Genomic DNA, 20,748 nt, shown 5'->3' on the forward strand with positions numbered 1-20,748 from the left:
GGTCAGCGCACGAAGACGCTCGCCTGGTTCGCCAGATCCAGGAAGTACTGCGGCGCGACACCGAGGACCAGGGTCACGGCCACGCCCACCCCGATCGTCGTCATCGTCAGCGGCGACGGGACGGCGACCGTCGGGCCGTCCGCCTTCGGCTCGCTGAAGAACATCAGCACGATGACCCGGATGTAGAAGAACGCGGCGACCGCGGACGAGAGCACACCGACCACGACCAGCGGTCCCGCGCCACCCTCCGCCGCCGCACTGAAGACCGCGAACTTCCCCGTGAATCCCGCGGTCAGCGGGATGCCCGCGAAGGACAGCAGGAAGACCGCGAAGACCGCGGCGACCAGCGGTGAACGCCGCCCGAGCCCCGCCCACTTGGACAGGTGCGTCGCCTCGCCGCCCGCGTCGCGCACCAGCGTGACGACGGCGAAGGCGCCGATCGTCACGAAGGAGTAGGCGCCGAGGTAGAAGAGGACGGAGGAGACACCGTCCGGAGTGGTCGCGATGACACCGGCCAGGATGAAGCCGGCGTGCGCGATCGAGGAGTACGCGAGGAGCCGCTTGATGTCGGTCTGGGTGATCGCGACGATCGCGCCGCCCAGCATGGTGACGATCGCCACCGCCCACATCACAGGCCGCCAGTCCCAGCGCAGGCCCGGCAGGACGACGTAGAGCAGACGGAGCAGCGCGCCGAAGGCGGCCACCTTCGTCGCCGCCGCCATGAAGCCGGTGACCGGGGTCGGGGCGCCCTGGTAGACGTCCGGGGTCCACATGTGGAAGGGGACAGCGCCGACCTTGAAGAGCAGGCCGACCAGGATCATCGCGCCGCCGATGAGCAGCAGTGCGTCGTTGCCCATGGTGTCGGCGAGCGCCGGGTCGATCGTCGCGACGCTGCCGTCGACGACCGCCGCGATCTTGGCGTACGAGACGGAGCCCGCGTAGCCGTAGAGCAGGGCGATCCCGAAGAGCAGGAACGCCGAGGAGAACGCGCCGAGCAGGAAGTACTTCACGGCCGCCTCCTGCGACATCAGCCGCTTGCGGCGGGCGACGGCGCACAGGAGGTAGAGCGGGAGCGAGAAGACTTCCAGGGCGATGAAGAGCGTCAGGAGGTCGTTGGCCGCCGGGAAGACCAGCATGCCGCCGACCGCGAACAGCGCGAGCGGGAACACCTCGGTGGTGGTGAACCCGGCCTTGACCGCGGCCTGTTCGCTCTCACTGCCCGGTACGGACGCGGCCTGCGCCGCGAAGGAGTCGACCCGGTTGCCGTGCGTCTCGGGGTCGAGGCGCCGCTCGGCGAAGGTGAAGATCGCGACCAGCGAGGCCAGCAGGATGGTGCCCTGCAGGAACAGTGCCGGTCCGTCGACCGCGATGGCGCCCTCGGCCGCGATGTGCGCCTTGGTCGATGCGTACCCGCCGGCCGCGAGCGCGACAATTGCCGCAAAGGCAGCGGCGATCGCGACCACGGCGAGGAACACCTGCGCGTAGTAGCGGCCCTTGCGCGGTACGAATGCCTCGACCAGCACGCCCAGGCAGGCCGCCCCGAGCACGATCAGCACGGGTGAGAGCTGTGCGTACTCGATATGGGGCGTGGGGATCTTGGCGGTGGAATCCGCTCCCATTGTCCACAGGCTGTGGACGGATGCTGCGCTCACTTGACGGCCTCCACCTGGGGCTTCGGGTCGTGCTTCTGTACGTCCGACATCGTGTGCTGGACCGCGGGGTTGATGATCTCCGTCAGCGGCTTGGGGTAGACGCCGAGGAAGACGAGCAACGCGATCAGCGGCACCACGACGGCCAGCTCACGGACCTTGAGGTCCGGCATGCCCTGCACCGACTCCTTGACCGGGCCCGTCATCGTCCGCTGGTAGAGGACGAGGACGTACAGCGCGGCCAGGACGATGCCGACCGTCGCAATGATCCCGACCACCGGGTACGCGGCGAACGCCCCGACCAGGACAAGGAATTCACTCACGAACGGTGCGAGCCCCGGCAGGGACAGCGTGGCGAGCCCGCCGATCAGGAAGGTCCCGGCGAGCACCGGGGCCACCTTCTGCACACCCCCGTAGTCGGAGATGAGCCGCGATCCGCGCCGCGAGATCAGGAACCCGGCGACCAGCATCAGCGCGGCGGTCGAGATGCCGTGGTTGACCATGTAGAGCGTCGCGCCCGACTGGCCCTGGCTGGTCATCGCGAAGATGCCCAGGACGATGAAGCCGAAGTGCGAGATCGAGGCGTACGCGACCAGGCGCTTGATGTCGCGCTGGCCCACCGCGAGCAGTGCGCCGTAGATGATGCTGATCAGCGCGAGCACCAGGATCACCGGGGTGGCCCACTTGCTGGCCTCCGGGAAGAGCTGGAGACAGAAGCGCAGCATCGCGAACGTGCCGACCTTGTCCACAACTGCCGTGATCAGTACGGCGACCGGGGCGGTCGCCTCACCCATCGCGTTCGGCAGCCAGGTGTGCAGCGGCCACAGCGGCGCCTTCACCGCGAAGGCGAAGAAGAAGCCGAGGAAGAGCAGCCGCTCGGTGTTGGTCGCCATGTCGAGCGAGCCGCCGGCGCGGGCGGCCGCGATCTCGCTGAGCGAGAAGGTGCCCGCGACCACGTACAGGCCGATCACGGCGGCCAGCATGATGAGGCCGCCGACCAGGTTGTAGAGGAGGAACTTGACGGCCGCGTACGAGCGTTGGGTCGCCGCCGCCTCGTCGCCGCCTGCGTGCGCCCGGTCCCCGAAGCCGCCGATGAGGAAGTACATCGGGATGAGCATGGCTTCGAAGAGGATGTAGAAGAGGAAGACGTCGGTGGCCTCGAAGGAGAGGATCACCATCGCCTCGACGGCCAGGATCAGGGCGAAGAAGCCCTGGGTCGGCCGCCAGCGTGAGCTGTGGGTCTCCAGCGGGTCGGCGTCGTGCCAGCCGGCCAGGATCACGAACGGGATCAGCAGTGCGGTCAGCGCGATCAGCGCGACCCCGATCCCGTCCACGCCCAGCTCGTACCGGACCCCGAAGTCCTTGATCCAGGAGTGGGATTCGACCAGTTGGTAGCGGGCGCCGCCCGGCTCGAACCGTACGAGCTGGATCGCGCCGAGCACCAGCGTGCCGAGCGAGACGAGCAGCGCCAGCCACTTGGCGGCGGTGCGCCGGGCGGCCGGGACCGCGGCGGTGGCGATGGCGCCCACCGCCGGGAGCGCGGCCGTTGCGGTCAGAAGGGGAAAGGACATCGTGATCAGACCGCCCTCATCAGCAGGGTCGCGGCGATGATGACCGCCGCACCGCCGAACATCGAGACCGCGTACGTACGGGCGTAGCCGTTCTGCAGCTTGCGCAGCCGGCCCGAGAGCCCGCCGACCGAGGCGGCCGTACCGTTGACGACTCCGTCGACCAGCGTGTGGTCGACGTAGACGAGCGAGCGCGTCAGGTGCTCGCCGCCGCGGACCAGGACCACATGGTTGAAGTCGTCCTGGAGGAGATCCCGCCGGGCCGCCCGGGTGAGCAGCGAACCGCGCGGGGCGACGGCGGGGACGGGACGCCGTCCGTACATCGCCCAGGCGATCCCGACCCCGACGACCAGTACGGCGAAGGTGGAGAGGGTGACCGTCAGTTCGCTGACCGGCGGGTTGCCGTGCTCGTGGCCGGTGACCGGCTCCAGCCACTTCAGGAAGCGGTCGCCGAGCCCGAGGATGCCGCCGAGGAAGACCGAACCGAAGGCGAGGATGATCATCGGGAAGGTCATCGACTTGGGCGACTCGTGCGGGTGCGGCTGGTTGCCGTCCGCGTCCGCCTCCCAGCGCTTCTCGCCGAAGAAGGTCATCAGCATGACACGGGTCATGTAGAAGGCCGTGATCGCGGCGCCCAGCAGAGCGGCACCGCCCAGGATCCAGCCCTCCGTACCGCCCTTGGCGAAGGCCGCCTCGATGATCTTGTCCTTGGAGAAGAACCCGGACAGGTAGGGGAAGCCGATGATGGCGAGGTAGCCGAGCCCGAAGGTGACGAAGGTGATCGGCATGTGCTTCCGCAGACCCCCGTACTTCCTCATGTCCACCTCGTCGTTCATGCCGTGCATGACCGATCCGGCGCCGAGGAAGAGCCCGGCCTTGAAGAAGCCGTGCGTAACGAGGTGCATGATCGCGAAGACGTAGCCGATCGGGCCGAGGCCCGCCGCGAGGATCATGTAGCCGATCTGCGACATCGTCGATCCGGCCAGGGCCTTCTTGATGTCGTCCTTCGCGCAACCGACGATCGCACCGAAGAGGAGCGTCACCGCACCCACCACGGTCACGGCCATCTGCGCGTCCGGCGCCGCGTTGAAGATCGCGCCGGAACGGACGATCAGATAGACACCGGCGGTCACCATCGTCGCCGCGTGGATCAGGGCCGAGACCGGGGTCGGGCCCTCCATCGCGTCACCGAGCCAGGACTGCAGCGGCACCTGGGCCGACTTGCCGCAGGCCGCGAGCAGCAACATCAGACCGATGCCCGTGATCGTCGCATCGCCCTTGGGCATGTCGGTCGCCGCCTGCAGCACCGGCTGGAAGGCGAAGGTGCCGAAGGTGGTGAACATCAGCATGATCGCGATCGACAGGCCCATGTCGCCGACACGGTTGACCAGGAACGCCTTCTTGGCCGCGGTCGCCGCGCTGGGCTTGTGCTGCCAGAAGCCGATGAGCAGGTACGAGGCGAGGCCCACACCCTCCCAACCGACGTACAGCAGAAGGTAGTTGTCGGCGAGGACCAGCAGCAGCATGGCCGCGACGAACAGATTCAGATAGCCGAAGAAGCGGCGACGGCGTTCGTCGTGCTCCATGTACCCGATCGAGTAGATGTGGATCAGCGTGCCCACACCGGAGATCAGCAGGACGAACGTCATCGACAACTGGTCGAGCTGGAAGCCGACATCGGCCTGGAAGCCCTCCACCGGCACCCAGCTGAACAGGTGCTGCGTGAAGGTGCGGTCGTCGGCCCCCTTCCCCAGCATGTCCGTGAAGAGGATGGCCGCGATCACGAAGGACGCGGCCGCGAGCACCGTACCGAGCAGATGGCCGACGCGGTCGAGCCGCCGGCCGGCGCACAGCAGTACCGCCGCTCCGAGCAAAGGCGCCGCAATCAGCAGCGCAATCAAGTTCTCCACTGTTCAGCGACCCCTTACAGCTTCATCAGGCTGGCGTCGTCGACCGAGGCCGAGTGGCGGGAACGGAAGAGCGACACGATGATCGCGAGCCCGACCACGACCTCGGCGGCGGCGACGACCATCGTGAAGAACGCGATGATCTGCCCGTCGAGGTTGCCGTGCATCCGGGAGAAGGTGACGAACGCGAGGTTGCAGGCGTTGAGCATCAGCTCGACGCACATGAAGACCACGATCGCGTTCCGCCGGATCAGCACCCCGGCCGCACCGATGGTGAACAACAGCGAGGCGAGATAGAGATAGTTGACCGGATTCACTTCGCTGCCTCCTCTTCTTCCCTGGCACCGTCAAGGGCGCTTTCACGGCCGAGCCGCTCCTCCGAACGCTGCTCCAGCGCCTTGAGGTCGGCGAGCGCCTCGCTCGACACATCGCGGATCTGGCCGCGCTGGCGGAGCGTCTGCATGACGGTGAGTTCGGACGGTGTGCCGTCGGGGAGCAGACCCGCGACGTCCACCGCGTTGTGCCGGGCGTACACGCCGGGGGCGGGCAGCGGCGGCACATGGCTGGAGCGGGTGCGCTCCTCGGACATCTCCCGCTGGGTCTTGGCCCGCTCCGTGCGCTCGCGGTGCGTGAGCACCATCGCGCCGACGGCGGCCGTGATCAGCAGGGCGCCGGTGATCTCGAAGGCGAAGACGTACTTGGTGAAGATGAGGGCCGCCAGGCCCTGTACGTTCCCGCCCGCGTTGGCGGTGCCCAGACCGTTGAAGTGCTTCAGCGAGGCGTTCCCGATCCCCGCGATCAGCAGCACTCCGAAGCCCAGACCGCAGGCGACGGCGAGCCAGCGCTGCCCCTTGATGGTCTCCTTCAGCGAGTCCGCGGCCGTGACACCGACCAGCATGACGACGAAGAGGAAGAGCATCATGATCGCGCCGGTGTAGACGACGATCTGGACGATGCCCAGGAAGTACGCCCCGTTGGCGAGGTAGAAGACCGCCAGGATGATCATGGTCCCGGCGAGCGAGAGCGCGCTGTGGACGGCCCTCTTCATCAGGATGGTGGAGAGCGCGCCGATCACGGCGACCGTACCGAGCACCCAGAACTGGAAGGCCTCACCAGTGGAGGTCGTGGTGGCAGCCGCAGCCAGGCCGGTCATGCCCCCACCCCCTCTTCCGAGGGCTCGGACGCCGACTCGCCCTTGGACACGGCGACTTGGCGCACCGTGCCCGGCGCCGCTTCCGTCACCAGACCCCGGTAGTAGTCCTGCTCGTCCGTGCCGGGGAAGATCGAGTGCGGCGACTCGACCATGCCCTCGTCCAGACCGGCGAGCAGCTGCTCCTTGGTGTAGATCAGGTTCTCGCGGCTGCTGTCGGCCAGTTCGAACTCGTTCGTCATCGTGAGCGCCCTGGTCGGGCAGGCCTCGATGCAGAGTCCGCACAGGATGCAGCGGGCGTAATTGATCTGGTAGACGCGGCCGTACCGCTCGCCCGGGGAGTAGCGCTCCTCTTCGGAGTTGTCCGCGCCCTCCACATAGATCGCGTCCGCCGGACAGGCCCAGGCGCAGAGCTCGCACCCGATGCACTTCTCCAGTCCGTCCGGATGCCGGTTGAGCTGGTGCCGCCCGTGGAAGCGCGGCGCCGTCGTCTTCTCCTGCTCCGGGTACTGCTCGGTCAGCCGCTTCTTGAACATGGCCTTGAAGGTCACGCCGAAGCCGGCCACAGGATTCTGCCAAGAGGAAGAAGATTCGTCAGGCATCGTCAGCCTCCTTTCCGTCACTCACAGTGTCGCCCCCACCACTGACAATCAACTCCCGCTCCCTGCGCGGGCGTCGCCTGGGCACCGGCGGAAGACTCTGGCCGGGCAGCGGCGGTACGGGGAATCCGCCCGCCATCGGGTCGAACGCGGCGTCTGCGTCGGCCTGTTCGGCCGCCTCCGCCTTCTCGCTCTTGTCGCGGAAGATGTCCACGACGAAGGAGAGAAGGAGGATCGCCACGACCGCCCCGCCGACGTACAGCACGATCTGGTTGAAGTCGTAGTTCTCGTTGCGCAGCGCGCGCACGGTGGCGACCAGCATCAGCCAGACCACCGAGACCGGGATGAGCACCTTCCAGCCCAGCTTCATCAACTGGTCGTAGCGCACACGCGGGAGCGTGCCGCGCAGCCAGATGAAGAAGAAGAGCAGCAGCTGCACCTTGATCACGAACCAGAGCATCGGCCACCAGCCGTGGTTCGCACCCTCCCAGTACGTGGAGATCGGCGCCGGCGCCCGCCAGCCGCCCAGGAAGAGGGTGGCCGAGACTGCGGAGACGGTGACCATGTTGACGTACTCGGCGAGCATGAACAGCGCGAACTTGATCGACGAGTACTCGGTGTTGAAGCCGCCGACCAGGTCGCCCTCGGACTCGGGCATGTCGAACGGCGCCCGGTTCGTCTCACCGATCATCGTGACGATGTAGATGATGAAGGAGACCGGCAGCAGGATGATGAACCAGCGGTCCTTCTGCGCATCGACGATCGCCGACGTCGACATCGACCCCGAGTAGAGGAAGACCGAGGCGAAGGCGGCGCCCATCGCGATCTCGTACGAGATCATCTGCGCGCAGGAGCGGAGACCGCCGAGCAGCGGGTACGTGGAGCCGGACGACCAGCCCGCGAGCACGATGCCGTAGATGCCGACCGAGGCGACCGCGAGGATGTAGAGCATCGCGATCGGCAGGTCGGTGAGCTGCATCGTCGTGCGCTGGCCGAAGATCGAGACTTCGTTGCCGGGCGGTCCGAAGGGGATCACCGCGATCGCCATGAAGGCCGGGATCGCGGCGATGATCGGCGCCAGGACGTAGACGACCTTGTCCGCCCGCTTGACGATCAGGTCTTCCTTCAGCATCAGCTTCACGCCGTCGGCGAGCGACTGGAGCATGCCCCAGGGGCCGTGCCGGTTGGGGCCGATGCGCAGCTGCATCCAGGCGACGACCTTGCGCTCCCACACGATGGAGAAGAGCACGGTGATCATCAGGAAGGCGAAGCAGAAGACGGCCTTGATGACGACGAGCCACCAGGGGTCGCGGCCGAACATCGAGAGGTCTTCGGCGTTCGCGGCGAGGTAGTTGTTGATCATGCCTCCACCTCTGTGGCGGTCGCGGGTGCGGCAGGTGCGGCGGTGATCTTCACCAGGTCACCCGGGCGGGCACCGACGTCGGCGGGCACGCCCGCTCCCACCGAGTTCAGCGGGACCCAGACCACGCGGTCGGGCATGTCCGTGACCTGGAGCGGGAGTTGGAGAGCGCCTGCGGGACCGGTGACCGCGAGGACGTCGCCGTCCTTGACGCCGGTCTCGGCCGCCGTCGTGGCGGAGAGCCTGGCGACCGCCGCGTGACGGGTTCCGGCGAGCGCCTCGTCGCCGTCCTGGAGCCGTCCCTGGTCCAGGAGGAGGCGGTGACCTGCGAGAACGGCCTCGCCCTCGGAGGGGCGGGGCAGCTGCAGGGCCGACTCGATCGGGTCGTCCGCGTGCCGGCCTTCCCACGCACCCAGGCGGTCCATCTCGGTCCGTACGGACTTGAGGTCCGGCAGGGCGAAGTGGACGTCGAGCGCGTCGGCCAGCATGTGCAGGACACGCGAGTCCGCAGGGGCCAGCCGGCGCGTCATCTGCTCCGGCTTCAGCGCGGCCTCGAACATCCGCGCCCTGCCCTCCCAGTTGAGGAAGGTGCCGGGCTTCTCGGCGACCGCGGCCACCGGGAAGACGACGTCGGCGCGGTCGGTGACCTCGCTCGGCCGCAGCTCCAGCGAGACCAGGAAGCCGACCTCGTCGAGCGCGTGGAGCGCCCGCTTCGGGTCGGGCAGGTCCGCCGTCTCGACGCCCGCGACCAGCAGTGCGCTGAGCTCGCCGGTCGCGGCGGCCTCGACGATCTGGCCGGTGTCGCGCCCGTAGCGGTGCGGCAGTTCGCGTACGCCCCAGGCCGCGGCGACCTCTTCGCGGGCCCGCGGGTCGGTGGCCGGGCGGCCGCCGGGCAGCAGGGAGGGGATCGCGCCCGCCTCCACCGCGCCGCGCTCGCCGGCCCGCCGCGGGATCCACACCAGCGTGGCGCCGGTCGCGGTGGCAGTACGTACTGCCGCGGTCAGCGCCCCGGGGACGGCGGCAAGCCGCTCGCCGACGACGATGACCGCGCCCTCGGTACGGAGGGCCTCCGCCGCCGTCTGGCCCCCGTCGTCCAGACCGACGCCGCCGGACAACGCGTCCAGCCACTCGGTCTCGGTGCCGGGTGCGGCGGGGAGCAGGACGCCACCCGCCTTCTCCAGACCGCGCGTCGCGTGCGAGGCGAGCGAGAAGGTGCGCTGCCCGTGCTTGCGGTGCGCCTTGCGCAGCCGCAGGAAGACGCCGGGCGCCTCCTCCTCGGACTCGAACCCGACGAGGAGGACCGCGGGGGCCTTCTCCAGCGTCGTGTACGTCAGACCGCTGCCGTCCAGGTCCCGTCCGCGGCCCGCGACCCTGGCGGCCAGGAAGTCGGCCTCCTCGGCGGAGTGGGCGCGGGCGCGGAAGTCGACGTCGTTGGTGTCGAGGGCGATGCGCGCGAACTTGGCGTAGGCGTACGCGTCTTCGACGGTGAGCCGGCCCCCGGTCAGGACGCCGGTGCGGCCCTTCGCGGCGGAGAGCCCGCGGGCTGCGGCCTCCAGTGCCTCGGGCCAGCTGGCCGGCTCCAGGACGCCGTCCTCATTGCGTACGAGAGGAGTGGTCAGCCGGTCGGGACGCTGTCCGTAACGGAAGCCGAAGCGCCCCTTGTCGCACATCCACTCCTCGTTGACCTCCGGGTCGTTGGAGGCGAGGCGCCGCAGGACCTTGCCGCGCCGGTGGTCGGTGCGGGTCGCGCAGCCGCCCGCGCAGTGCTCGCAGACCGACGGCGAGGAGACCAGGTCGAAGGGGCGGGAGCGGAATCGGTACGCCGCCGAGGTCAGCGCACCAACGGGGCAGATCTGGATGGTGTTTCCGGAGAAGTACGACTCGAAGGGGTCGCCCTCGCCCGTGCCGACCTGCTGGAGCGCACCGCGCTCGATCAGCTCGATCATCGGGTCGCCCGCGACCTGGTTGGAGAAGCGGGTGCAGCGGGCGCACAGGACGCAGCGCTCGCGGTCGAGGAGGACCTGGGTGGAGATCGGGACGGGCTTCTCGTACGTCCGCTTCTTGCCGTCGAAGCGGGAGTCGGCGTCGCCGTGGGACATCGCCTGGTTCTGCAGGGGGCACTCGCCGCCCTTGTCGCAGACCGGACAGTCCAGCGGGTGGTTGATGAGGAGGAGCTCCATCACACCGCGCTGGGCCTTGTCGGCGACCGGCGAGGTGATCTGCGACTTGACGACCATGCCGTCGGTGCAGGTGATGGTGCACGAGGCCATCGGCTTGCGCTGGCCCTCGACCTCGACGATGCACTGGCGGCAGGCGCCGGCCGGGTCGAGGAGGGGGTGGTCGCAGAAGCGCGGGATCTCGATGCCGAGGAGTTCGGCGGCTCGGATGACCAACGTCCCCTTGGGGACGGAGATTTCGATGCCGTCGATCGTCAGCGAGACGAGATCTTCCGGCGGAACCGCCGCCTCACCGCCCCCGGAGGGAGCACTGTTTGTCGTGACGGTCATGCATTCACCTCCGTGGTGCGGGCGGGCCGGTCGGCCCAGACGGTCGACTTGGCCGGGTCGAAGGGGCAGCCCTTGCCGGTGATGTGCTGCTCGTACTCCTCGCGGAAGTACTTGAGCGAGGAGAAGATCGGCGAGGCGGCACCGTCGCCGAGCGCGCAGAACGACTTGCCGTTGATGTTGTCGGCGATGTCGTTGAGCTTGTCGAGGTCGGAGAGCTGTCCCTTGCCGGCCTCGATGTCGCGGAGCAACTGGACGAGCCAGTACGTGCCTTCGCGGCAGGGCGTGCACTTTCCACAGGACTCGTGCGCGTAGAACTCGGTCCAGCGGGTGACGGCCCGGACCACGCACGTCGTCTCGTCGAAGCACTGCAGGGCCTTGGTGCCGAGCATCGATCCGGCGGCGCCGACACCCTCGTAGTCGAGGGGTACGTCGAGGTGCTCCTCGGTGAACATCGGGGTCGAAGAGCCGCCCGGCGTCCAGAACTTGAGGCGGTGGCCCTCGCGGATCCCGCCGCTCATGTCGAGGAGCTGGCGCAGGGTGATGCCGAGGGGCGCCTCGTACTGGCCGGGGCTGGTGACGTGGCCGCTCAGCGAATAGAGCGTGAAGCCCGGGGACTTCTCGCTTCCCATCGCTTTGAACCAGTCCTTGCCCCTGGTGAGGATTGCGGGAACCGATGCGATGGATTCCACGTTATTGACAACAGTGGGGCATGCATAAAGACCCGCGACGGCAGGGAAAGGGGGACGGAGTCGCGGCTGGCCACGGCGGCCTTCGAGCGAGTCGAGCAGTGCGGTCTCTTCACCACAGATGTACGCGCCGGCGCCCGCGTGCACGGTGATGTCCAGGTTGAGCCCGCTGCCCAGGATGTTCTCGCCCAGGTAGCCCGCCTCGTACGCCTCACGGACGGCCTCGTGCAACCTCCGCAGCACGGGGACGACTTCACCGCGGAGATAAATGAATGCGTGACTCGATCGGATCGCGTAACACGCAATGATCATGCCCTCGATGAGGCTATGAGGATTGGCGAAGAGGAGCGGGATGTCCTTGCAGGTCCCGGGTTCCGATTCGTCGGCGTTGACAACTAGATAGTGCGGCTTTCCATCACCCTGCGGAATGAACTGCCATTTCATTCCGGTGGGGAAGCCTGCGCCGCCGCGGCCGCGCAGGCCCGCGTCCTTCACGTACGCGATGAGGTCGTCGGGCGCCATGGCGAGGGCCTTCTTCAGGCCCTCGTACCCGTCGTGCCGCTTGTAGGTCTCCAGGGTCCAGGAGTTGGGCTGGTCCCAGAAGGCGGAGAGGACGGGTGCGAGCAGCTTCTCCGGGCTGCTCCCGTTCCCGTTTCCTTCGATCTCGGTGGCCACGGACATCACTCCCCCTCCTCGGTGGCTGCGGCGCCCGGTGTCTCGTCGCGCGGGTGCACCACGCGCGGAACCGGAGCCTCGCCCTTGGCCAGGCGCAGCCCGATGAGCGAGGCGGGGCCCGCGCCGCCGGTCGCCTCGACGGCGCCGGGGCGCTCGTCGGGGAAGCCGGCCAGGATGCGGGCGGTCTCCTTGTACGTACAGAGGGGAGCACCGCGGGTGGGTGCGACCGGACGGCCCGCCTGCAGGTCGTCGACGAGCTGCTTGGCCGAGTCGGGGGTCTGGTTGTCGAAGAACTCCCAGTTGACCATCACCACCGGCGCGAAGTCGCAGGCCGCGTTGCACTCGATGTGCTCCAGCGTGACCTTGCCGTCCTCTGTCGTCTCGTTGTTGCCGACGCCGAGGTGCTCCTTGAGCTCCTCGAAGATCGCGTCGCCGCCCATGACCGCACAGAGGGTGTTGGTGCAGACCCCCACCTGGTAGTCCCCGGAGGGCTTCCGGCGGTACATGGAGTAGAAGGTGGAGACGGCGGTGACCTCTGCGGTGGTCAGGCCGAGCTGCTCGGCACAGAACCGGACACCGGTCCGGGTGACGTACCCCTCCTCCGACTGCACGAGGTGCAGCAACGGCAGCAGGGCACTGCGGCTGTCGGGATAGCGGGCGACGACTTCCTTGGCGTCCGCCTCCAGGCGGGCCTGGACCTCGGCCGGATAGGCGGGGGCGGGAAGTTGGGGCATGCCCAGTGAGACATCCGTCATTACCGGTCGACGCCTCCCATCACAGGGTCGATGGAGGCGACGGCGACGATGACGTCGGCGACCTGGCCGCCCTCGCACATCGCCGCCATGGCCTGCAGATTGGTGAAGGACGGGTCGCGGAAGTGGACCCGGTAGGGGCGGGTGCCGCCGTCGGAGACGACATGCACGCCGAGTTCGCCCTTGGGCGACTCGACCGCTGCGTAGGCCTGTCCGGCGGGGACCCGGAAGCCCTCGGTCACCAGCTTGAAGTGATGGATCAGGGACTCCATGGAGGTGCCCATGATCTGCTTGATGTGATCGAGGGAGTTGCCGAGCCCGTCGGGGCCGAGCGCGAGCTGCGCGGGCCAGGCGATCTTCTTGTCGGCGACCATGACCGGGCCGGGCTCGAGCCGGTCCAGGCACTGCTCGACGATGCCCAGCGACTGGCGCATCTCCTCGAGACGGATGAGGAAGCGGCCGTAGGAGTCGCAGGTGTCGGCGGTCGGGACCTCGAAGTCGTAGGTCTCGTATCCGCAGTACGGGTCCGTCTTGCGCAGGTCGTGCGGGAGCCCCGCCGAGCGCAGGACGGGTCCGGTCGCGCCCAGCGCCATCGCGCCGGCCAGGTCGAGATAGCCGACGTCCTGCATACGGGCCTTGAAGATCGGGTTCCCGGTGGCGAGCTTGTCGTACTCCGGGAGGTTCTTGCGCATCGTCTTCACGAACTCGCGCAGCTGGTCCACGGCGCCCGGGGGCAGGTCCTGGGCCAGTCCGCCGGGACGGACGAAGGCGTGGTTCATGCGCAGGCCGGTGATCAGCTCGAAGATGTCGAGGATCAGTTCCCGGTCCCTGAACCCGTAGATCATGATCGTCGTCGCGCCGAGCTCCATGCCGCCGGTGGCGATGCACACCAGATGGGAGGAGAGCCGGTTGAGCTCCATGAGGAGCACTCGGATGATCGACGCCCGGTCGGGGATGTCGTCGGTGATGCCGAGGAGCTTCTCGACGCCGAGACAGTAGGCCGTCTCGTTGAAGAAGGGCGTCAGATAGTCCATGCGCGTGACGAACGTGGTGCCCTGAGTCCAGTTCCGGAATTCGAGGTTCTTCTCGATGCCGGTGTGGAGGTAGCCGATGCCGCAGCGGGCCTCGGTGACGGTCTCGCCGTCGATCTCCAGGATCAGGCGGAGCACGCCGTGCGTGGACGGGTGCTGGGGGCCCATGTTGACGACGATGCGCTCGTCGTCGGCCTTGGCGGCGGACTGGACGACCTCGTCCCAGTCGCCGCCGGTGACTGTATATACAGTCCCCTCGGTCGTCTCGCGGGCGGAAGCCTCGGAGGCGTGTGAAGTGGTCATCAGCTGTACGACCTCCGCTGGTCCGGAGCCGGGATCTGGGCGCCCTTGTACTCGACGGCGATACCGCCCAGGGGGTAGTCCTTGCGCTGCGGGTGGCCCTGCCAGTCGTCCGGCATCATGATCCGGGTGAGGGCGGGGTGTCCGTCGAAGACCAGACCGAAGAAGTCGTAGGTCTCGCGCTCGTGCCAGTCGTTGGTCGGGTAGACCGCGACGAGGGACGGGACGTGCGGGTCCGTGTCCGGGGCGGAGACCTCGATACGGATCAGCCGGCCGTGGGTGATCGAGCGCAGGTGGTAGACCGCGTGCAGCTCGCGGCCCTTGTCCTCGAGGAAGTGGACGCCGGAGACGCCCGTACAGAGCTCGAAGCGCAGGGCCGGGTCGTCGCGCAGGGTCCGTGCCACGGTCAACAGGTGCTCGCGCGCGATGTGGAAGGTGAGCTCGCCGCGGTCGACGACCGTCTTCTCGATGGCGTTCTCGGGGACGAGTCCCTGTTCTTCGAGGGCGCCTTCGAGTTCGTCGGCGACCTCGTCGAAGTAGGAGCCGTAGGGCCGGGAGGTGGCCCCGGGCAGGGTCACGGTCCGGACGAGGCCGCCGTAGCCGGAGGTGTCGCCGCCGTTGTTGGCGCCGAACATCCCCTTCCGTACGCGGATGACCTCGCGGGTGTCCTCGCGCTGGGCCGGGACGCCGTTGGCGTTCTGCTCAGGTGCGTCGGTCATCGCAGCAGCCCCTTCATCTCGATCGTCGGGAGCGCCTTGAGGGCCGCTTCCTCCGCCTCGCGGGCCGCCTCCACCTGATTGACCCCGAGCTTGGAGCCCTGGATCTTCTGGTGGAGCTTGAGGATCGCGTCGATCAGCATCTCGGGACGCGGCGGGCAACCGGGCAAATAGATATCTACTGGGACAATGTGGTCAACACCCTGAACAATTGCGTAATTGTTGAACATACCGCCCGAAGATGCACAAACCCCCATGGAGATAACCCACTTGGGATTCGGCATCTGGTCGTAGACCTGCCGCAGGACGGGCGCCATCTTCTGGCTGACCCGCCCTGCCACGATCATCAGGTCCGCCTGTCGCGGCGATCCCCGGAAGACCTCCATGCCGAAGCGGGCGAGGTCGTACCGCCCGGCGCCCGTCGTCATCATCTCGATGGCGCAGCAGGCCAGGCCGAAGGTGGCGGGGAAGACGGAGGACTTCCGTACCCAGCCGGCGGCCTGTTCGACAGTGGTCAGCAGGAAACCGCTCGGCAGCTTCTCTTCGAGTCCCATAGGTGTGCCCCTCAGCCCCTCAGTCCCATTCCAGACCGCCGCGCCGCCATACATACGCATAGGCGACGAAGACGGTGAGCACGAAGAGCAGCATCTCCACGAGCCCGAAAATCCCCAGGGAGTCGAAGGTGACCGCCCAGGGGTAGAGGAAGACGATCTCGATGTCGAAGACGATGAAGAGCATCGCCGTCAGGTAGTACTTGATGGGAAAGCGGCCGCCTCCGGCCGGTGTTGGCGTCGGCTCGATGCCGCACTCGTACGCCTCGAGCTTTGCCCGGTTGTACCGCTTGGGGCCGATTAGCGTGGCCATGACCACGGAGAAGATCGCAAACCCTGCCCCGAGGGCGCCGAGCACGAGGATGGGCGCATAGGCGTTCACGCTCCTCGCTCCTTCCAGTCGTCCTTGACCGTTGGACCGCAACGGGCTCTCGCGCTCCGCCTGTTCGACGAAGATCGCGAATATGTGAAGCAGGTCACAAGCCCGGCTGCCCCGCATCCTATGCCTGCCGGTCTGTGATCTGCGACACGGGTTACAACAACGCCTTTGTGATCTCCACCACCTGACGAAGGATCATGAAGTCGGATGAGCGGTGATCTTCATACGCGAAGCGCCTGAGTGATCACCAGTTGTGACATCTGGACGCGTTACCGCTGGTCGGGGGCGCGCGGCACTATCAAGCGATGGCGGCTACAGGCAAATTGGCGATGGACCGCGACGGGTGATAGAAGCCCGGGGCTCACTCGCGCGGGGGAGTTCGCGTGCCGGAGGTGGACGCGTGAGTGCGTTCACGAGCTCCCGAGAGGCTGACGGACGGTCAGGGAGTGACCTGCGCCACACGGAATCGACCGTCCCGAAACGGGGCTTGGCCAACCGTGTGAACGGATGGTAAGCACCGGGCAATTCGGGCGTATTGCAGAAACCCCTGCTCATGGCGGTGATCATGCATGCCCGAATTGCCCGTTACGGCGTCAATAAGGGCCGCCAGGAAGCGGATTGGGCGGTTCCGAACGTAACTGTGGCGCAACACACGTTTCTTGATGGCAACCGCAAACCCCTGATAGCCGTAGTTCTCATGTCCCACACCGCTCACATACCCAGCCACCGGAAGCCCCGCCGAAACGCAGCGAAGGCAGCGGTCCGCGCCGGAGTTACCGGTGGCGTCCTCAGTGCCATCGCCGTAGCCGGCGCCGCCATCCCCGCGAACGCGGCGGAGACGGCGAACGAGACCACCGCCACGATGCCCGTCATCACCACCGGTCTCGCCGCCACCGGCTCCACCGCCAGCGCGCTGACCGCCGACGCCACCCAGCAGGCCGCCGAGGAGCTCCAGCAGCAGGCCCAGCAGGATGCGGCAGCCCAGAGCGCGGCCAAGGACGCCAAGAAGGCCAAGGACGTCGCAGACGCCAAGGCAAAGGCCGCGGCCAAGAAGAAGGCCGAAGCCGAGGCCAAGGCGAAGGCGGAGGCCGAGGAGCGCGCCTCGCGCTCCACGGCGCGCACCACGCTCTCCGCCTCCAGCTCGTCCTCGTCGTCCTCCTCCGCGTCCTCCAGCAGCTCCTCGACGGCGACCGGCTCCGCGGCCACCATCGTCAGCTTCGTGAAGTCGCACATCGGCGACGCGTACGTCATGGGCGCCACCGGCTCCAGCTCCTGGGACTGCTCGGGCCTCGTCCAGGCCGCGTACGCCTCCATCGGCGTCGACCTGCCGCGCGTTTCGCAGGACCAGTCGACCTCGGGCACCCAGGTCTCGCTGTCCAACCTGCAGCCCGGCGACATCCTCTACTGGGGTTCGGCCGGCAGCGCCTACCACGTCGCGATCTACGTCGGCGGCGGCAACTTCGTCGGTGCGCAGAACTCCAGCACCGGTGTGGTCGAGCGCCCGCTGGACTACGACCAGCCCACCGGCGCGGTCCGCGTTCTCTGAGCAGTCACTTATCGACTGATCTGTACGGAAATGCCCGAAGGGCCCGTATCCCCCGCTCGGGATACGGGCCCTTCGGGCTTCGCCGGACCTGGGGTCAGGCCTTCGGGGCCACCCGCGAGAGGCCGTTGATGATCCGGTCCGCCGCGTCGCCGCCCGTCGGGTCCGTCAGGTTCGCCAGCATCTTCAGCGTGAACTTCATCAACACCGGGTGCGTCAGACCGCGCTGTGCCGCGATCTTCATGACCTTCGGGTTGCCGATCAGCTTCACGAAGGCGCGGCCCAGCGTGTAGTACCCGCCGTAGGTCTCCTTGAGGACCTTCGGGTAGTTCTGCAGGGCCAGTTCGCGCTGGGCGTCCGTCGCGCGGGCGTGCGCCTGGACGATGACGTCGGCCGCGATCTGGCCGGACTCCATGGCGTACGCGATGCCTTCGCCGTTGAAGGGGTTCACCAGGCCACCCGCGTCACCGACGAGGAGCAGGCCCTTCGTGTAGTGCGGCTGGCGGTTGAAGGCCATCGGGAGGGCGGCGCCGCGGATCGGCATCGTCATGTTCTCGGGTACGTAACCCCAGTCCTCCGGCATCGACGCGCACCACGCCTTCAGCACCTCGCGCCAGTCCAGCTCCTTGAAGGCGGACGAGGAGTCGAGGATGCCGAGCCCGACGTTGGACGTGCCGTCGCCCATGCCGAAGATCCAGCCGTAGCCGGGCAGCAGCCGGTCCTGCGCACCGCGCCGGTCCCACAGCTCCAGCCAGGACTCCAGGTAGTCGTCGTCGTGGCGGGGCGAGGTGAAGTACGTACGGACCGCGACGCCCATCGGCCGGTCCTCGCGCCGGTGCAGCCCCATCGCGACCGACAGGCGCGTGGAGTTGCCGTCCGCGGCGACCACGAGCGGGGCGTGGAAGGTGACCGGGGTCTTCTCCTCGCCGAGCTTGGCGTTCACGCCGATGATGCGGCCCGTGCGGTCGTCGATGATCGGGGCGCCGACGTTGCAGCGCTCGTGCAGGCGGGCGCCGGCCTTCTGCGCCTGGCGGGCCAGCTGCTCGTCGAAGTCGTCGCGCTTGCGCACGAGTCCGTAGTCGGGGAACGAGGCGAGATCCGGCCAGTCCAGCTGGAGGCGCACTCCCCCGCCGATGATGCGCAGGCCCTTGTTGCGCAGCCAGCCCGCTTCCTCGGAGATGTCGATCCCCATCGCGACGAGCTGCTTGGTGGCGCGCGGTGTGAGGCCGTCGCCGCAGACCTTCTCGCGCGGGAACGCGGTCTTCTCCAGGAGAAGGACGTCGAGGCCGGCCTTCGCCAGGTAGTACGCGGTCGTGGAGCCGGCTGGGCCTGCCCCGACGACGATCACATCTGCGGTGTGTTCGGAGAGGGGCTCGGTCACGGCGGGTTCTCCCGAAGACTCGAATTCGCGTGCCGATCGGCACCGGTCAGGGGCAGTCTATGGGGGTCCCGTGATCGGAATTCCGAAGGGTGAGTGCGAAGTGACCGAGCCTGCTGCTCTGCCTGCCGTTGCGCTGCGTGTGCCGACGGACGAGGACGCCGTCGCCTGGCACCGCGTCTTCGCCGACCCGGAGGTGATGGAGTTCCACGGCGGGAGGGCCGCCGAGCTGTCCGTCTACGAGGAGTTGACCGCCCGCCAGCGCCGGCACGACGCCGAACACGGCTTCTGTCTCTGGACGTTGGTCGACGCGGACGGCCAGGTGATGGGCTTCACGGGCGCCCAGCCGTGGCCGCGCGAGGACTTCGGTCCGGTCGGCGAGATAGAGATCGGCTGGCGGCTCGGACGGCAGTACTGGGGGAAGGGTTACGTCACCGCCGCGGCCCGCACCACCCTGGAGCGGGTGCGGGCCTCGGGGGTCGGGGTGGTGCACGCGATGGTCAACGCCCGTAACGAGCGCTCGATCGCGGTGACGCGGCGCCTCGGCATGGAGCTCGCGGAGACGTTCACCCTGCCCCGGTCGATGGAGCAGGGGAACCGGTACCGGCTGGATCTCTAGGGCCGCGGTTCTAGGGCTGCGGTTCTAGGGCTGGGGCTTCGTGCCGCGGTGCAGCGCGACGATCCCGCCCGTCAGGTTGCGCCACGCGACGCTCGACCAGCCGGCCCGCTGCAGCTTCGCCGCCAGCTCCGGCTGGTTCGGCCAGGCGCGGATGGACTCGGCGAGGTAGACGTACGCGTCCGGGTTGGACGACACCGCGGTCGCCACGGGGGGCAGGGCGCGCATCAGGTACTCGGTGTAGACCGTACGGAAAGGCTTCCAGACCGGCTGCGAGAACTCGCAGATCACGACCCGGCCGCCCGGCTTCGTCACCCGGTACAGCTCGCGCAGCGCGGCGTCCGTGTCCTGGACGTTGCGCAGGCCGAAGGAGATCGTGACGGCGTCGAACACGTCGTCGCGGAACGGGAGTTTCGTCGCGTCGCCGCCCGTCATCGGGAGCCAGGGGCTGCGCTCCTTGCCGACCTTGAGCATGCCGATGGAGAAGTCGCAGGGGACGACGTACGCACCGGCCTGCGCGAAGGGGAGCGACGAGGTGGCGGTCCCGGCGGCGAGGTCGAGGATCTTCTGCGCCGGGCGCGCGTCGACGGCCTTGGCGACCGCCTTGCGCCAGACGCGGTCCTGCCCGAGGGAGAGCACGTCGTTGGTGAGGTCGTAGTTCGCCGCCACGTCGTCGAACATCGAGGCGACTTCGTGCGGCTGCTTGTCCAGAGATGCGCGGGTCACGTCGCCATTGTGTCGTACGGGGTCCGGGGCGCGGCGGGCGGCCAGCATCGGGGTGTCAGACCCGCCGGTACACCAGCCGGCCGCCGATCACCGTCGCCACGCACGTGCCCGCCCCCAGCCGCACCAGCCCCGCACGGTCGGGTACGTCGAAGACCGCGAAGCGTGCCGGGCCGTCCACCGCCAGCTGCGGCAGCAGGATCAGCGGTGTCGGCGAGAAGGAGACCGGGCCCGTCAGGCGGTCGGGTCTGCGGGCGATGCCCAGGCCCGCCCGGCGCACCGCGTCCACCACGGGGCGCGCGCGCAGTTCGCCGGCGACCGCGACCGTGCCGTGGGCGAGCAGCCGCTGGACGCCCCGGCGGGCGCTGGCGCCGAGCCGGGACGGGTCGGCGCGGAAGATCTCCCGCGCCCGCTCCCCGCCGAGCGGCACCGTGCCGAACTCGTCCGCCTCGCGCGGATCCGGGTGGTAGGTGCCTTCGAGGATCTCGAGCCCGTACGGGTTCAGCAGGCCGGGCACGAGGATGCCCGGCCACCGGCGCACCCGTGCGTCGGGGTGTGCGGCGGCCAGGTCCTCGTACGTACCGATCGCGGCGACGGACGCCCCGTCGACCAGCACCGCGGCCTCCGGAGAGGCCTCGGCGGTGTGAAGTGTCAGCAA

Annotated in this window: 19 protein-coding genes; 2 read left to right on the plus strand and 17 right to left on the minus strand. The window is 68.4% G+C overall.

Going from position 1 to position 20,748, the window contains the following annotated elements; genetic code table 11:
* Positions 1-2 precede the first annotated feature (2 nt).
* The 14 genes from nuoN to OG707_RS16280 are packed head-to-tail and all read right to left on the minus strand — an operon-like array spanning position 3 to position 15,833.
* Positions 3-1,652, minus strand: coding sequence for an NADH-quinone oxidoreductase subunit NuoN (gene nuoN / locus OG707_RS16215; RefSeq protein WP_329118788.1), 1,650 nt, complete (start codon positions 1,650-1,652; stop codon positions 3-5).
* On the minus strand, positions 1,649-3,220 hold the full coding sequence (locus tag OG707_RS16220) for an NADH-quinone oxidoreductase subunit M (RefSeq protein ID WP_329118790.1): 1,572 nt from the start codon (positions 3,218-3,220) through the stop codon (positions 1,649-1,651). The genes nuoN and OG707_RS16220 overlap by 4 nt, the downstream gene beginning before the upstream one ends.
* Positions 3,221-3,225: 5 nt before the next feature.
* The gene (nuoL, locus tag OG707_RS16225) at positions 3,226-5,127 is read right to left on the minus strand and encodes an NADH-quinone oxidoreductase subunit L (RefSeq protein ID WP_329118792.1); all 1,902 of its coding nucleotides are present in this window, start codon (positions 5,125-5,127) and stop codon (positions 3,226-3,228) included.
* Between the two features lie 14 nt (positions 5,128-5,141).
* Complete coding sequence (gene nuoK / locus OG707_RS16230) at positions 5,142-5,441, minus strand: NADH-quinone oxidoreductase subunit NuoK (RefSeq protein ID WP_329118794.1); 300 nt, start codon at positions 5,439-5,441, stop codon at positions 5,142-5,144.
* Positions 5,438-6,277 (minus strand): NADH-quinone oxidoreductase subunit J, encoded by an 840-nt coding sequence (locus tag OG707_RS16235; protein ID WP_329118796.1) that lies wholly within the window; start codon positions 6,275-6,277, stop codon positions 5,438-5,440. The genes nuoK and OG707_RS16235 overlap by 4 nt, the downstream gene beginning before the upstream one ends.
* Positions 6,274-6,876, minus strand: a complete 603-nt coding sequence (nuoI, locus tag OG707_RS16240) for an NADH-quinone oxidoreductase subunit NuoI (protein ID WP_329118798.1) — start codon at positions 6,874-6,876, stop codon at positions 6,274-6,276. The genes OG707_RS16235 and nuoI overlap by 4 nt, the downstream gene beginning before the upstream one ends.
* The gene (gene nuoH / locus OG707_RS16245) at positions 6,869-8,236 is read right to left on the minus strand and encodes an NADH-quinone oxidoreductase subunit NuoH (protein WP_329118800.1); all 1,368 of its coding nucleotides are present in this window, start codon (positions 8,234-8,236) and stop codon (positions 6,869-6,871) included. The genes nuoI and nuoH overlap by 8 nt, the downstream gene beginning before the upstream one ends.
* Positions 8,233-10,740: an NADH-quinone oxidoreductase subunit G gene (locus OG707_RS16250; protein ID WP_329118802.1), complete on the minus strand. Its 2,508-nt coding sequence runs from the start codon at positions 10,738-10,740 to the stop codon at positions 8,233-8,235. The genes nuoH and OG707_RS16250 overlap by 4 nt, the downstream gene beginning before the upstream one ends.
* Positions 10,737-12,107: an NADH-quinone oxidoreductase subunit NuoF gene (gene nuoF / locus OG707_RS16255; RefSeq protein ID WP_329118804.1), complete on the minus strand. Its 1,371-nt coding sequence runs from the start codon at positions 12,105-12,107 to the stop codon at positions 10,737-10,739. The genes OG707_RS16250 and nuoF overlap by 4 nt, the downstream gene beginning before the upstream one ends.
* Positions 12,107-12,856 (minus strand): NADH-quinone oxidoreductase subunit NuoE, encoded by a 750-nt coding sequence (gene nuoE, locus OG707_RS16260; RefSeq protein ID WP_329118806.1) that lies wholly within the window; start codon positions 12,854-12,856, stop codon positions 12,107-12,109. The genes nuoF and nuoE overlap by 1 nt, the downstream gene beginning before the upstream one ends.
* Positions 12,856-14,187 carry an NADH-quinone oxidoreductase subunit D gene (locus tag OG707_RS16265; RefSeq protein ID WP_329118808.1) on the minus strand — a complete coding sequence of 444 codons (1,332 nt, stop codon included), beginning with the start codon at positions 14,185-14,187 and terminating at the stop codon, positions 12,856-12,858. Before OG707_RS16265 ends, nuoE begins: the two co-directional genes overlap by 1 nt.
* Positions 14,187-14,903: an NADH-quinone oxidoreductase subunit C gene (locus tag OG707_RS16270; protein ID WP_329118810.1), complete on the minus strand. Its 717-nt coding sequence runs from the start codon at positions 14,901-14,903 to the stop codon at positions 14,187-14,189. The genes OG707_RS16265 and OG707_RS16270 overlap by 1 nt, the downstream gene beginning before the upstream one ends.
* Positions 14,900-15,454, minus strand: coding sequence for a NuoB/complex I 20 kDa subunit family protein (locus OG707_RS16275; protein WP_328537291.1), 555 nt, complete (start codon positions 15,452-15,454; stop codon positions 14,900-14,902). Before OG707_RS16275 ends, OG707_RS16270 begins: the two co-directional genes overlap by 4 nt.
* 19 nt (positions 15,455-15,473) lie before the next feature.
* Complete coding sequence (locus OG707_RS16280; protein WP_030379754.1) at positions 15,474-15,833, minus strand: NADH-quinone oxidoreductase subunit A; 360 nt, start codon at positions 15,831-15,833, stop codon at positions 15,474-15,476.
* A gap of 694 nt (positions 15,834-16,527) precedes the next feature.
* Here OG707_RS16280 and OG707_RS16285 point away from each other — a divergent pair.
* Positions 16,528-17,376, plus strand: a complete 849-nt coding sequence (locus OG707_RS16285) for a C40 family peptidase (RefSeq protein WP_329118812.1) — start codon at positions 16,528-16,530, stop codon at positions 17,374-17,376.
* A gap of 94 nt (positions 17,377-17,470) precedes the next feature.
* Here the strand turns inward: OG707_RS16285 and OG707_RS16290 are convergent, their stop codons facing one another.
* Complete coding sequence (locus tag OG707_RS16290) at positions 17,471-18,754, minus strand: geranylgeranyl reductase family protein (protein ID WP_329118814.1); 1,284 nt, start codon at positions 18,752-18,754, stop codon at positions 17,471-17,473.
* A gap of 100 nt (positions 18,755-18,854) precedes the next feature.
* Here OG707_RS16290 and OG707_RS16295 point away from each other — a divergent pair, with 100 nt between their 5' ends.
* A complete protein-coding gene (locus OG707_RS16295; RefSeq protein ID WP_329118816.1) occupies positions 18,855-19,370 on the plus strand; it encodes a GNAT family N-acetyltransferase in 516 nt (171 codons plus the stop codon).
* Positions 19,371-19,394: 24 nt separating this feature from the next.
* On the opposite strand, the gene OG707_RS16300 is transcribed toward OG707_RS16295, so the two are convergent.
* Both OG707_RS16300 and OG707_RS16305 read right to left on the minus strand, forming a co-directional pair.
* Complete coding sequence (locus tag OG707_RS16300) at positions 19,395-20,093, minus strand: demethylmenaquinone methyltransferase (RefSeq protein WP_329118818.1); 699 nt, start codon at positions 20,091-20,093, stop codon at positions 19,395-19,397.
* Positions 20,094-20,148: 55 nt separating this feature from the next.
* Positions 20,149-20,748: an imidazolonepropionase-like domain-containing protein gene (locus tag OG707_RS16305; RefSeq protein ID WP_329118820.1), complete on the minus strand. Its 600-nt coding sequence runs from the start codon at positions 20,746-20,748 to the stop codon at positions 20,149-20,151.

The sequence above is a fragment of the Streptomyces sp. NBC_01465 genome (genome assembly GCF_036227325.1).
GTDB lineage: Bacteria > Actinomycetota > Actinomycetes > Streptomycetales > Streptomycetaceae > Streptomyces.